Raw genomic sequence first — 13,138 nt, forward strand, 5'->3', positions numbered from 1 at the left:
GAGCTGGATTCGAACCAGCGAAGGCTGAGCCGTCAGATTTACAGTCTGATCCCTTTGGCCGCTCGGGAACCCCTCCAATGCAACGGCGCTGATAATAGCAAATTACGTATTTAAGTAAAGAAAAAAGCTAAAGAAAATTGAAATAAAGCCGATAAATATCTATCAGTTACCACAATCGGCTAAAGACTATGCAAATAGATGATTTGTTAATCACAGAGAGTCAGTTAAACAGTAGACTCAATAATAGTGTGCATGAAAATCGCCGTGGCGAATTTGCACTATTATTAGCGATGCTGTCACATGACGCACTCGACTTTAGTCAATTTCATTTACCAAAAACTGAAATAGATAATTTAGTTATAGAAGAAGAGGCGTTAAGAAAGCAATTTGGCGCAGGTCCAAAGCAACTTTTAGCCCCTGATGAATATAATATGTTGGTTGGACAATTTAATGCTTCATTAATATCCCAAGAAGGAGAGCGCTGTGGTATGACAAGTATTAAGCTAAGACAATGCTTAAGCCCTGAACCACTTGCGATTAGAAATGATGATAAGCATATTCCACTTAATATAATAGATAACTGTGAGCTTGCTGTCAGAAGAAGAATTAAAAGCGAGCAAACACAACTAGCTAACCCCCCTATAGATGCGGCTGCTTTTTACGACAGCCTCAATAATGATTCATTACATCAACCACTTCACCTTATTGCTGTGTGATATATGATTGTAATAATCATCAGTTAATATATGCTTTATAACGGGTCTGCTTTATATATTTGCTAATAATTGATTTAATGAAAAAAAAGCATCCAAAAATTAAATGCAATTGCTATAATGGCATCAAATGGTATGACATGAAATGCCATTATCATTAAACCAAGGTAATTAGGAACGTAATGAAGAAAACATTCACGCTAAATCACGAGAAAATCAAATACCCTCGTATGGTTGATGCTGCAAAGCACGAAGTGAAAAAATATTTGAAAAGAGAGCGTAATAAAACGCTACCTGAAGATGCTGACTATTGGGCATTTGACTGTAAGTTTGGTAACACAGCTGAAGATGCGCAAGTTGTGCACGTAGCTGAATTAAGTAACCAAATTGGCGAAATTGAAAAGCAAGGTTTGACCTCTTTCTATGTAGAGATTTTAGCTCGACCTGCTCAACGTCAACAGTTAGATTTAGATGATGACGAATAACATTTAATTTAATTAAGTGTTCGAAGTTTTAAAATGAGCCCAAGTGGCTCATTTTTTGTTTTTATGTATTAAAGATTCACCATAAATCATTTTATTAGTAACTAATAAGTAGAGCTTTACTTTATTAACATTTGCATAACAAAATGTAGTGATATAGGGTGTGTTTAATAAAAAAAACAAAACAGTTGTACCATGCCGATAAATTACTCTGACCATCAATTAAAATTAAGCTTAAAGAACTCTAAGGTACTTGTCGTTGACGATCAGCTATTGAGCCTCATAGTATTGAAAAAAATATTATCAGAGCATTTTAGTGTAACAACAACGAGCTGTGGTGAGGATGCGATTGAAATTTGTAAACATAATCCGCCAGATATAATACTACTCGATATTAATATGGAAGGAATGAGTGGTATTGAAACATGTCTGAAATTAAAAAACATATCTGAAACACAAGATATTCCTGTTATTTTTGTTACCTCATCTGAAAATCAAGAAGAAGAGTGCTGGGAGGCCGGGGCTGTAGATTTTATAAAGAAACCAACTAACTCGGAAACTTTATATAGAAGGGTGCGCGCCCATATTACGATGAAACTGCAACATGACCTACTCAATCAAAAAGTATTTCTAGATGATTTAACAAAGGTATTCAATCGTCGTTATTTTGATGCGCATTTTTCTAAAATGGAACGAAGCGCTTTGCGAGAAAAAGTCGACTATGCGCTCTTACTCATCGATATAGATTACTTTAAGCAATACAACGATCTTTATGGTCATGTGCAAGGTGATACGGTTTTAAACCTTGTTGCACAAACTATTACTAATAGTTTGCAAAGACCAACCGACTTTGTTGCGCGTTACGGCGGCGAAGAGTTTGTAGTTGTCCTACCGCATACAAGCATTGATGGTGCAATTTGTGTTGCTGATAAAATTAAACAAAATGTGGTCGATTTAGGAATATTACACAGATATTCAGAATATGACTTTGTGACTATTAGTATTGGCGGTGCAACCCTACAACCATATGTAAATAACAAAAACACGTTGCAGATCGCAGATGAAAAAATGTATGAGTCTAAAATGCAAGGTCGTAATCAAGTGTGTTTTTAAGTTTAGCTAGCTAATAAATCACTCTGCCACTTAAAAACACCTTGTAGGTAATAAATATTAAATAAGATTATTTATTACACGCTATGACATTTTTTGTACTTTTTATTGCTACCACATGGGCAGTCATCATTTCTGCCCACTTTAATATCTTCAACTGGGTATATAGTGCCATCTAAATAACGCCACTTGGAATCTTCTTTAATAAACTGCGACTTTTCGTGAAGCTCACAAAATAAGTTTTGATAAAAATACTGGGCTTTAAATTCTACATTGCCAGTATTGTCATCATGGCTTGATCCAATTACATCAAGATTTATAAATCGACAGCTGTTAGCAAAATCATTGATTTCTTTAACCGGATTTTCAGCTTGTTTTTCTTTTGCGTAGGTTTGATAAACATATTCTGCATTTTTAATTACATAAGCGCTGAATCTTGAGCGCATAAGTTGTTCAGGAGAGTTAGCTTGCTTAACAGATAAGTGAAGTGGCTCGCAGCAATCGGCATAATTGTGCCCATTGCTGCAAAAACATAATGTGGTATTGAGTGAAGTCATAATAATAATAAAAAGTTTAAAACATTAGTTTAACAAGCTTATTGGGCGAGTGATATCTCTGTTGTTTGAGACTTTTTAGTAAAACAGTATAGTTTTGTATTCGTTTTACTTAAATCGAACGATAGATTCATAAGTAATTGGTTATTAACTATATCGGTCCAAGTAATTACCGCTGCAAAGTTTCCGTTATGCAATGCAGAATTTAATACATACTCTAGATTTACTAAGTGCTTTTGTCTAATAACAAGTAATTTACTTGTATCAATAGAGCATGAGTCAAGTAAAGCTTTGCTCGGTACATGATCTGGAGCAATTAATAATGTCCATGCATTAGAGCTATTGTATTGGTGTAATACTTTTAAAAGCTCAAAGGTCGCTGAAATCTCATCTTCAATTTGAATCAAATTCACGCAATCGCTTTGCTCATCTTGTTGGTAACTTTTAACTGTTCTTACGGTAATAGGCTGTAACATAATTTCACTCACTGGGTTTTTATACAGTATTCATATACAGTAGTTTATACAGTGCTTTCGTGCAAGCATTTTATGCTATTTATTTGTACAGTTATTCAGCTTTTGATCATTGTTTTTATTTTTTAATTTATAATTCTTTATTAATCAGCTTGTTATGGAGTTGTTTTTGAAAGGGGATTCTAAAAATAAATTTTTTAGTCGTGTCTTCATTACTGGCTTTTATACTGTATAAGACTATTACTACAACCATATACAGTACTTTAAAACACTGTATACAGTACTTTTTCCATAGTTAGCCTATGTGTTTTCACTCGTGCGAGGGATCATATGAGAAAACTGAAGTTGGTGGATTTGTTCGTACAAACTTGCTGCGTAACATTGAGCATCTTTAAATCGCTTAGTTTCGATATGTTTGCGTATATCTGTAACTGCTGCAGTGGCAGGTGCGTACCCTTGGCTACTTGCTAGGCTTAACCAAGCTACAGCATGAAATACACTTTGTGGTACGCCTTCACCTTTCACAAAAAATAAACCTAAATAAAACTGTGCTCTATGGTTTCCTGCCATTGCAGCAAGGCGCATCCATTTTGCAGCCAATGGAGCTTGATTATTTTTTAAATAATATAGGGCTTTATTTAACGTACTTTGCTCATCTTTTTTATTATCAACGGGCACAGAGGTATTTTCGGGTTGAGTAACAAAACCTAAAATATTATCTAGCTGTTGCTCTAAGTCTTGCTCACAAGGTGTTGTTTTAAGCATATTGGTTCATTTATTATTTTAACTACTTTAACAGTTTAGTATATAGCAAGGTAAAATGTCCTGTAAAAGATAATTTTTATGTTAAAATCTCGCCACTTTTTACTATCACAAGTTTATTATGTTCGAAGCCTTATTTAAACTGAGCGAAAATAATTCAACAGTTAAACGCGAATGCGTTGCTGGCCTAACTACCTTTATAACTATGGTATACATTGTATTTGTAAACCCGGCTATGCTCGCAGAGGCAGGGATGGATCAAGGGGCTGCATTTGTAGCGACATGTATAGCAGCTGCGATAGGCTGTTTCATAATGGGTTTATGGGCTAATTATCCATTAGCATTAGCGCCGGGTATGGGGCTAAATGCCTTTTTTACTTATGGTGTCGTATTAGGGATGGGCTATACCTGGCAAGCCGCGTTAGGGGCTGTATTTATGTCGGGTTGTATATTTTTGTTTTTAAGCTTATTTAAAGTCAGAGAGTGGATTATTAATGCCATACCTCTGGTGCTCAAGCGAGCAATCGCAACGGGAATAGGTGCTTTTTTAGCATTAATTGCCCTTAAAAATGCAGGCATTATTGTCTCAAGCCCGGCAACATTAGTGCAGTTGGGCGATATTACTTCTCCAGGACCGTTATTGGCTATATTAAGCTTTTTTGTAATTGCAGCACTTTTATACCGCGACTTTAAAAGTGGCGTGCTTATTAGTATTTTATTAGTGACTGGCATTGCTCTAAGTTTTGGGCTTGTTGAATATCACGGCGTTATGGCTATGCCACCATCAATAATGCCTACTTTTATGCAGCTAGATTTTGCAGCCGCTTTTGATATATCAATGATGAGTGTTATTTTTGCTTTCTTGTTTGTCGATCTTTTTGATACTTCGGGTACGTTAGTTGCTGTAACTCAAAAAGCAGGTTTAGCTGATGAAAAAGGTAACATGCCTCGTTTAGGGCGCGCACTAAGTGCTGACAGCTCAGCAACAATTGCAGGTGCGATGCTAGGCACCTCTACGACTACATCGTACATAGAATCGGTTGCTGGTGTATCTGTTGGCGGACGTACTGGCTTAACGGCTGTAGTTGTAGGTATTTGCTTTTTACTAATGATGTTTTTTGCACCGCTTGCACAAATGGTACCGGCATATGCAACGGCGGGCGCCATTTTATATGTTGCTGTGCTGATGCTGCAAAACTTAAAGTTTGTAAACTGGGATGATATGACCGATGCAATTCCTGTTACTGTGGTATTACTAATGACACCACTAACGTTTTCGATTGCGCATGGTATTGCACTTGGTTTTATATCTTATACAGCGGTTAAAGTATTGTGCGGTAAGCAAGATCAAGTCAGTATTAGTGTTTGGATATTAACAGCCTTGTTTGTTTTCAAGTTTGCATTTTTGTCTTAATAGTTAACAAAAAATACAAAAAAAGCCTGCATAAATTTTAATTTATGCAGGCTTTTTTAATGCTTATTTTTTAGTATATAAACGCTACCATTTCTTTTTAGGAGCAAACAGTATGTCTAAGTCGTCTTGCTCTTCTTCTGTTTTCTTTTTAAGTGCGCTTGCATTAGAGGCTCTTAGTTCAACACTAATCGCTTCTAAGTAACCTTCAACTTCTTGGCGTTTTGTTGTTACATATTCATCAGAGTAGGTAACTGCACTGAGTGTTGCCTGTGCTTTTTCAAAATACTGTCTTGCAGAACCAACCATACTTGCTGAGCGGGCAGACAAGCCTCGTTTTATTTGGCTTTCAATATTAATACGCAGTTGTAGTTTTTCGAGACGCTTATCTTCTAAAACAAAAACTTGGCTGTCAATACGACCTTTACTGTGTTCAGAACGTAAAATTGAGCGTAATTTTTTAATGCCTTGAATTAGGCCTACAAGCTGTTTGTCATTGCTGGGTAACGTTAATGCTTCACTGCTGTTATCTTGAACTGGATTAGATAAGTGCGTTTTCGCTTCACTTAAGCGGCCTTTAAGTGCTTTAGATGTTTGCGAGTTAGTAACCATTGTATTTAAAGCTTCGTAAATACGGCGTTGTAACGTACGAATTAAATTTTCAGAAAGGGGAATATTAGCACTATTCATTAGCGCTTCTTCTGTTTCTTCTATTATAGCTTTTTGTTTTGTAAGCTCTTTACGGCGTTCAGCCTCTTGTTTTTCTTTATGTTGCTGTACAGCACTTACCCAAAGTGCAATCACAATCAATGCAACTATAAGCACTATTATAATAGAAACGATCATGGCGTAATTCTCGGATGTATAACCTAATTTTTTAATCTTACATTAAATATACGTTAACAGGGTAGCTTTACGCTGATTAACTTAAAATATATACCAAAAATTTATAGGTTAAGCCCTTTACAAACTGTAGTAAGCCTAAGGACTTATAAACTGAAGCTGAATAATCATCGCTACCTCAAGCATATTTATTATGCTAGCCTTGAGTTCTAATCAGATAATTGCATACGTAAAGCCTATATGTGTCATTTTATGTAAATAACACTTGGTTTTAACTAGTATTGCCTTTATAAATAATATGAATAATAACGTTAAAATTTGCAGCCATGAAATTACAACAACTCAGATACATCGTAGAAGTACAAAATCATAAATTAAATGTTTCAGCGACGGCTGAGAGTTTATTTACCTCGCAGCCAGGAATTTCTAAACAAGTACGCATGTTAGAAGATGAGTTAGGTGTGCAAATTTTTGGTCGCAGCGGTAAGCATTTAACGCATGTAACGGGTGCTGGCGAAGATATTATTAATATTTCTCGCGAAATACTCTCTAAAGTAGAAGGTATTAAAGCTGTTGCTAATGAACATACGTTGCCTGACCAAGGTAAGTTAAACATTGCAACTACACATACCCAAGCTCGCTATGCTTTGCCTAATGTTATTCAAGGCTTTATGAAAAAATACCCTGCGGTATCGCTTCATATGCACCAAGGTACACCACAACAAATATCTGATGCTGCAGCACGTGGTGATGCCGATTTTGCTATTGCAACAGAAGCACTGCATTTGTATTCAGATTTAGTGATGTTGCCTTGTTATCATTGGAACCGCAGTATTGTTGTTGCTAAAGATCATCCGTTGGCTAAAAAAGCAAACAGTTTAACTGTGGCTGACATTGCTCAGTATCCACTTATTACCTATGTATTTGGTTTTACGGGGCGCTCAGAGTTAGATAAAGCGTTTAGCGCACACGGGCTTGAACCACACATTGTATTTACTGCAACCGATGCTGACGTTATAAAAACATATGTACGTTTAGGGCTAGGAGTAGGTGTTGTTGCGTCAATGGCGATAGATCAAGTGAGCGACACTGATTTAGTGTGTATTGATGCAAGCCACTTATTTGAGGCTAGCACGACCAAAATTGGTTTTAGAAAGGGCAGCTTTTTACGTACTTACATGTATGATTTTATCGAACGTTTTGCACCGCACTTAACTAAAGAGCGCGTAGAGAGAGCAAGTTTACTACGTAACCAAGATGACGTAGATAAATTATTTGCAGATATAGAGTTACCCGTTAAATAATGTCACTACATTGAACGAATAATAAAAAAGCCGTCTATTTTTAAATAGACGGCTTTTTACTTTTATAAAGAGCTGGTTAACATTCGATAATATTAACTGCTAATCCACCGCGAGCGGTTTCTTTATATTTAGTTTTCATGTCGTTGCCGGTTTCAAGCATGGTCTTAATCACTTTATCAAGTGATACCTTTTGCTCGCCACTGCCACGAATAGCTAAACGTGAGGCATTAATTGCTTTAATTGCGCCCATTGCATTACGTTCAATACACGGCACTTGCACCAAGCCACCAACAGGGTCGCACGTTAGGCCTAAATTATGCTCCATACCAATTTCTGCAGCGTTTTCTACTTGTACAACGTTACCACCAACAATTTCTGTTAATGCGCCTGCAGCCATAGAGCACGCAACGCCAACTTCACCTTGGCAACCTACTTCGGCACCCGATATAGAGGCATTCTTTTTATATAAAATACCAATAGCAGCAGCCGTTAATAAATAACGCGTGGCTATATCGCGGTCTACTTCTTTTACAAATGTGTGATAGTACATAAGCACAGCTGGTAAAATACCCGCAGCACCATTAGTTGGTGCGGTAACTACACGGCCACCAGCAGCATTTTCTTCGTTAACTGCAAGGGCAAATAAATCAACCCAATCCATTGCACGAAGAGGGTCGTTACTTACTTCTATATTTAGTTTTAAGTATAAGCTAGGTGCCCGGCGTTTTACTTTTAAGCCGCCAGGTAAAATACCTTCGGTGCGCATACCACGGTCAATACAAGCCATCATTACTTTCCAAATATGGAACAGTGTGTCTTTTACTTCATCTTCTGTGCGCAGTGTTTTTTCGTTTTTCATCATCAAGCTTGAAACACTAAATCCAGACTCTTTACACATCTCTAGCAGCTCTTTTGCGCTACCAAATGGAAAGGGGGCTGGGTTTTCTTCTCTTATATCGAGTGCCGCCTGTTTTTCGTTTTCAAACTCTTCGTCAGTAACAATAAAGCCACCGCCGATAGAGTAATATACTTTGCTGTAAACTTTTTCGCCGTTGTTTGAGGCAATAATTTCCATTGCATTAGAATGCTTAGGCAGCGTTTTGCGACGATGAAAAACAATAGCACCTTGTTTTGGAAACTTAGCTTTGTGTGTTTGGTTTAAATAAATAACCTGATCTTTTTCGATAGTTGCTAAAATATCGTCTACTAAATCGGCATCAATTGTTTCAGGGTCATAACCGGCTAAACCAAGAATTACGGCTTTACCCGAGCCATGGCCAACACCTGTTTGACCCAAAGAGCCATAAAGCTCTACTTTAATATCGGTAACATTTGCTAATAATTGTTGTTCTTGTAGGTCATTAACAAATAAGCGTGATGCGCGCATTGGGCCAACGGTGTGTGATGACGAAGGGCCAATACCAATGCTAAACATATCAAATGCACTGATCATAATGTGTGTCTCTACTTTGTTTTATCAGCACGAAGCTGCTCTTTGAACGGTCGAGCATGATAACGTGGAATTGTGATTGTGTAACTACTAATAACGAAGATTTAAACTGGTAAGGCGAGTTGTTTTGTAAAGTTTTTTATAATGCTTGCAGTCGCACCCCAAAGTAAACCATGTGGCGTTTTAAAACCTTGCAAAATAACCGTTTTCCCAGAACGTTGAAAAGGTAAGGGTTGCCAGTTAGCTTCGTTATTTAACTCAGTGACAGAGAGCAAAAAGCTCGCTTGTACTTCATTATAGTCATTTTCCCAGGTGGTGTCTTTTTTGAGTAAACCCACATAGGGGCTAATACTAAAACCCGTTAAGGTTGAATACTCAGGTAAGTGACCTAATACATTAACGTTGCTTTGGGCAATATTTAGCTCTTCTTTTAGTTCGCGAAGTGCTGTGGTGCGAAGGGTAATGTCGCTTACTTCAAACTTGCCTCCGGGCAAACAAATCTCCCCAGGGTGATGGTGTAAATAAGTAGGGCGTTTACACAGTAAAATATGTGCATGGTTATCTATATCAATAATTGGCAGCATAACAGCGCTAGCGCGCTTTTTACGTGTGTCTTTTAACTGATTTGGCGCAGCTGTAGGGCTTAACAGAAACCGCGCCATAATGTGTTCACTATTCAAAGCGACCTACTGTTTTAATAAAGGGAGGATTTTATTTACTTTATCGTAAGTTTCTTGATATTCCAATTCGACTTTAGAATCAGCGACTATTCCGCCACCCGCCCAGCAGTAAATTTGCGCTTTGTGGCACACCAAGGTGCGAATAGTGATACTCGTATCCATATTGCCACAGGCACTTAAATAACCAATTGAACCACAGTAAATACTGCGGCGATGCGGCTCTAATTCTTCAATTATTTCCATAGCTCTAATTTTGGGGGCACCGGTTATTGAGCCACCCGGAAAAGCCGCTTTTAGCTGATCGACCGCTGTTTTACCTTCATCAAGTTCTGAGGTTACCGTGCTTACTAAATGATGCACTGCCGGAAAGCTTTCAATAGCAAAAAGGGAAGGTACGTGAACGCTGCCAGGTTTTGCTACTTTGCCTAAGTCGTTACGTAGTAAATCAACAATCATGACATTTTCAGCGCGATCTTTAGCTGATGCTGCGAGTATTTGCGCTTGGCGTTGATCCTCTAGTGCATCTGCTTTTCGCGGTAGCGTGCCTTTAATAGGTTTGGTTTCTACAACGTTATTATTTACAGATATAAAGCGCTCAGGAGAAATTGATAAAATAGCCCCTTGAGGGTGATTTATAAAGCTTGAAAACGGTGCTTTATTTGCTTCACGCAGTTTAATATAAGCAGCCCAAGGGGAGCCTTCAAACTGAGCGTTAAAGCGCTGCGCTAAATTAATTTGGTAACAATCGCCACTTTTTAAATACTCCTCAATTTGAGAAAATTTTGCAGCGTACTCCGTTTCGCTCATATTTGATTGCCAGTCGCTGTTTAGGGCAAAGGACTGCGTATTAACTTGGGAGTTAACGTGTGTATTTAAATATTGCTGATAAAGCGCTAATCGATCGGTACTTGGCTGCGATACATAAAACCAGCTTTGTTGCTGCTTGTCGTAAATAAGGGCATCTAAGTAAAGGCCAATAGCCATTTGGGGAAGATTAATGTCTTCGATAGCACGAGTAGGGATGTTTTCAATTGTACGGCCTAGGTCGTAGCCAAAGTAGCCAAGCCAGCCGCCGTTAAAGGGTAAATCGTAACCGGCTTTTGTTTTATCAAGATGCGAAAGCTCATTATTCATAATTTCAAAGCAGTTATCACTACTTTCTATATTATTTAAAAAGCTTTTATTATTTTTTACTTCAAGGGTACTTTGCGGCTCAATGGCAATAATATCAAAACGGCTGTTTATATGATTACTATTTGCAGAATCTAATAGAATTGCATAAGGCAAGTGTGAAAAATGCGCAAAAACGTCAATGCAGTTTTGTGTTATGCCTAATTTAATACAATTTTTTTTATTGTTTAGCATTTACTGCCCCTTTAAGAACTGGCTCGAAACGGGCTGGGAGGGTATCATAAGTCAAATTTTTTGGCAGCACTAAGCTGCAAAAAACAGTGCAAACCACCGTCACCGGTTTGATTTAGATTACGCGAAAACGCGTAACGGTAACTTAAGGAACCACTATGAGTACAATTTGTCAGCAAGACTTTATTGATAGCATTGAAGATGCATTGCAATATATTTCGTTCTATCACCCACTTGATTTTGTTCAAGCACTTGAAAAAGCTTATAACAAAGAACAAAGTAAAGCGGCTAAAGACGCCATTGCACAAATTTTAATTAACTCACGCATGTCGGCTGAAGGCAAGCGTCCACTTTGCCAAGACACCGGTATTATTACCTGTTTTGTTAAAGTAGGTATGGATGTTAAGTGGGATAAAACAGATTTAACCGTTCAACAAATGGTTGATGAAGGTACTCGTCGTGCATATTTGAATCCAGATAACCCTTTACGTGCATCTATTGTTGCAGACCCTGCTGGCACGCGTAAAAACACTAAAGATAATACGCCTTCGGTTGTGCATATTGATTTAGTAGCGGGTGGAAAAGTAGAAGTAATGGTTGCGGCTAAAGGCGGCGGCTCTGAAAACAAAAGTAAAATGGTTATGTTAAACCCGTCAGATGACGTTGCTGAGTGGGTAGAAAAAACACTACCAACAATGGGTGCTGGTTGGTGTCCGCCAGGCATGCTGGGTATAGGTATTGGTGGTACGGCTGAAAAAGCAGCAGTAATGGCTAAAGAGTCGTTAATGGATCCGGTTGATATCCATGAACTAATGGAGCGCGGCGCAGAGACAACAGAAGAAAAACTGCGTTTAGAAATTTTTGACCGTGCTAATAAATTAGGCATTGGTGCACAAGGCTTAGGCGGTTTAACAACGGTTGTTGACGTTAAAATTAAAACAGCACCAACGCATGCGGCTTCAAAGCCTGTAGTAATGATCCCAAATTGTGCGGCAACTCGCCATGTACATTTTACGCTTGATGGCTCTGGCCCTGCGAATTTAAAAGCGCCTAAACTAGAAGATTGGCCACAAGTAACATTTGAAGTTGGCGAAGGCACACGTCGTGTTGACTTAAATACACTGACCAAAAAAGATGTTCAAGAATGGAAAATGGGTGAAACCGTTTTACTTTCGGGCACTATTTTAACAGGCCGTGATGCAGCGCATAAACGTTTGCAAGATATGATCAATTCAGGTGAAGGTTTACCAAAAGGCGTAGACTTTGATAATAAATTTATTTATTACGTTGGTCCTGTTGATGCGGTACGTGATGAAGCAGTAGGTCCTGCAGGCCCTACAACAGCTACTCGCATGGATAAATTCACCGATATGATGCTAGAAAAAACAGGCATTGTAGGCATGATTGGTAAAGCTGAACGTGGCCCTGCAACAGTTGAATCGATTAAAGAGCATAAATCTGTTTATTTAATGGCAGTAGGCGGCGCAGCTTACTTAGTATCTAAAGCGATCAAAAAAGCACGCGTAGTTGCTTTTGAAGATTTAGGTATGGAAGCTATTTATGAATTTGAAGTAGAAGATATGCCAGTGACCGTTGCAGTAGACAGTGAAGGCGCCAATGCGCATACACAAGGCCCTGCAATCTGGAAAGCTAAAATTGAAGAGCTTGATAGCAAGCTAAAATAACGTACGTTATGTTTTTAAAAAGCGAGCCTAGTGCTCGCTTTTTTGTTTTTTTAAATAGAGTTATTAGTAAGTTTACAGCTCTGACCAGTTAACGAAAAAGCTCACCTTTTACTGAAAACCTATAGGCAGCAGTACGTGGCGGCCAAGTCGCACCTGTATATTAAACTTTACACGCAATAGTGGTATTACGTTCACGTAAACGTAAATTGGTGTGGTTCTTATGTTTATAGTTTTTAAAACTTACAAATAACGATTTTGTGAATTTTTTATCTATACAATAGTTTTAATTTGGTTATTTAATTTAAGCTC

The 13,138-nt window shown here is 38.0% G+C and carries 13 protein-coding genes; 6 read left to right on the plus strand and 7 right to left on the minus strand.

The window, feature by feature from the left end; translation table 11 throughout:
- Nucleotides 1–188 precede the first annotated feature (188 nt).
- The 3 genes from I6E80_RS16150 to I6E80_RS16160 all read left to right on the plus strand — a co-directional run bounded on the left by I6E80_RS16150 (nt 189) and on the right by I6E80_RS16160 (nt 2,308).
- Complete coding sequence (locus I6E80_RS16150; protein ID WP_076924088.1) at nt 189–716, plus strand: VC2046/SO_2500 family protein; 528 nt, start codon at nt 189–191, stop codon at nt 714–716.
- Between the two features lie 179 nt (nt 717–895).
- A complete protein-coding gene (locus tag I6E80_RS16155) occupies nt 896–1,198 on the plus strand; it encodes a DUF6172 family protein (RefSeq protein ID WP_002961433.1) in 303 nt (100 codons plus the stop codon).
- 192 nt (nt 1,199–1,390) lie between these two features.
- The gene (locus tag I6E80_RS16160; RefSeq protein ID WP_197185966.1) at nt 1,391–2,308 is read left to right on the plus strand and encodes a diguanylate cyclase; all 918 of its coding nucleotides are present in this window, start codon (nt 1,391–1,393) and stop codon (nt 2,306–2,308) included.
- A gap of 74 nt (nt 2,309–2,382) precedes the next feature.
- Here the strand turns inward: I6E80_RS16160 and I6E80_RS16165 are convergent, their stop codons facing one another.
- The 3 genes from I6E80_RS16165 to I6E80_RS16175 form a co-directional block, all read right to left on the minus strand.
- Nucleotides 2,383–2,862, minus strand: a complete 480-nt coding sequence (locus tag I6E80_RS16165) for a YchJ family protein (protein WP_197185967.1) — start codon at nt 2,860–2,862, stop codon at nt 2,383–2,385.
- Nucleotides 2,863–2,900: 38 nt separating this feature from the next.
- On the minus strand, nt 2,901–3,335 hold the full coding sequence (locus I6E80_RS16170; RefSeq protein ID WP_197185968.1) for a SulA-like leucine-rich domain-containing protein: 435 nt from the start codon (nt 3,333–3,335) through the stop codon (nt 2,901–2,903).
- 297 nt (nt 3,336–3,632) lie between these two features.
- Nucleotides 3,633–4,097, minus strand: a complete 465-nt coding sequence (locus I6E80_RS16175; protein WP_007583707.1) for a tetratricopeptide repeat protein — start codon at nt 4,095–4,097, stop codon at nt 3,633–3,635.
- Between the two features lie 118 nt (nt 4,098–4,215).
- On the opposite strand from I6E80_RS16175, the gene I6E80_RS16180 reads away from it, so the two are divergent.
- Entirely contained in the window at nt 4,216–5,508 is a 1,293-nt protein-coding gene (locus I6E80_RS16180) for an NCS2 family permease (RefSeq protein WP_007583709.1), read from the plus strand.
- 84 nt (nt 5,509–5,592) lie between these two features.
- Here I6E80_RS16180 and I6E80_RS16185 read toward each other — a convergent pair whose 3' ends face one another.
- Nucleotides 5,593–6,351, minus strand: a complete 759-nt coding sequence (locus tag I6E80_RS16185) for a hypothetical protein (protein WP_076924091.1) — start codon at nt 6,349–6,351, stop codon at nt 5,593–5,595.
- Between the two features lie 323 nt (nt 6,352–6,674).
- On the opposite strand from I6E80_RS16185, the gene cysB reads away from it, so the two are divergent.
- Nucleotides 6,675–7,652: an HTH-type transcriptional regulator CysB gene (gene cysB / locus I6E80_RS16190; protein WP_002961670.1), complete on the plus strand. Its 978-nt coding sequence runs from the start codon at nt 6,675–6,677 to the stop codon at nt 7,650–7,652.
- A 76-nt stretch (nt 7,653–7,728) separates the two neighbouring features.
- Here cysB and I6E80_RS16195 read toward each other — a convergent pair whose 3' ends face one another.
- From I6E80_RS16195 to pabB, 3 genes are all read right to left on the minus strand, one after another.
- A complete protein-coding gene (locus tag I6E80_RS16195) occupies nt 7,729–9,105 on the minus strand; it encodes an L-serine ammonia-lyase (protein ID WP_170070650.1) in 1,377 nt (458 codons plus the stop codon).
- 101 nt (nt 9,106–9,206) lie between these two features.
- Entirely contained in the window at nt 9,207–9,782 is a 576-nt protein-coding gene (locus I6E80_RS16200) for a CoA pyrophosphatase (protein WP_170070651.1), read from the minus strand.
- A gap of 6 nt (nt 9,783–9,788) precedes the next feature.
- A complete protein-coding gene (gene pabB, locus I6E80_RS16205) occupies nt 9,789–11,147 on the minus strand; it encodes an aminodeoxychorismate synthase component I (RefSeq protein ID WP_197185969.1) in 1,359 nt (452 codons plus the stop codon).
- A gap of 155 nt (nt 11,148–11,302) precedes the next feature.
- On the opposite strand from pabB, the gene I6E80_RS16210 reads away from it, so the two are divergent.
- Complete coding sequence (locus I6E80_RS16210) at nt 11,303–12,829, plus strand: fumarate hydratase (protein WP_007583843.1); 1,527 nt, start codon at nt 11,303–11,305, stop codon at nt 12,827–12,829.
- The last annotated feature ends 309 nt before the right edge of the window (nt 12,830–13,138 follow it).

Origin of the sequence: Pseudoalteromonas sp. NSLLW218, assembly GCF_015864775.1 — a bacterium.
GTDB lineage: Bacteria > Pseudomonadota > Gammaproteobacteria > Enterobacterales > Alteromonadaceae > Pseudoalteromonas.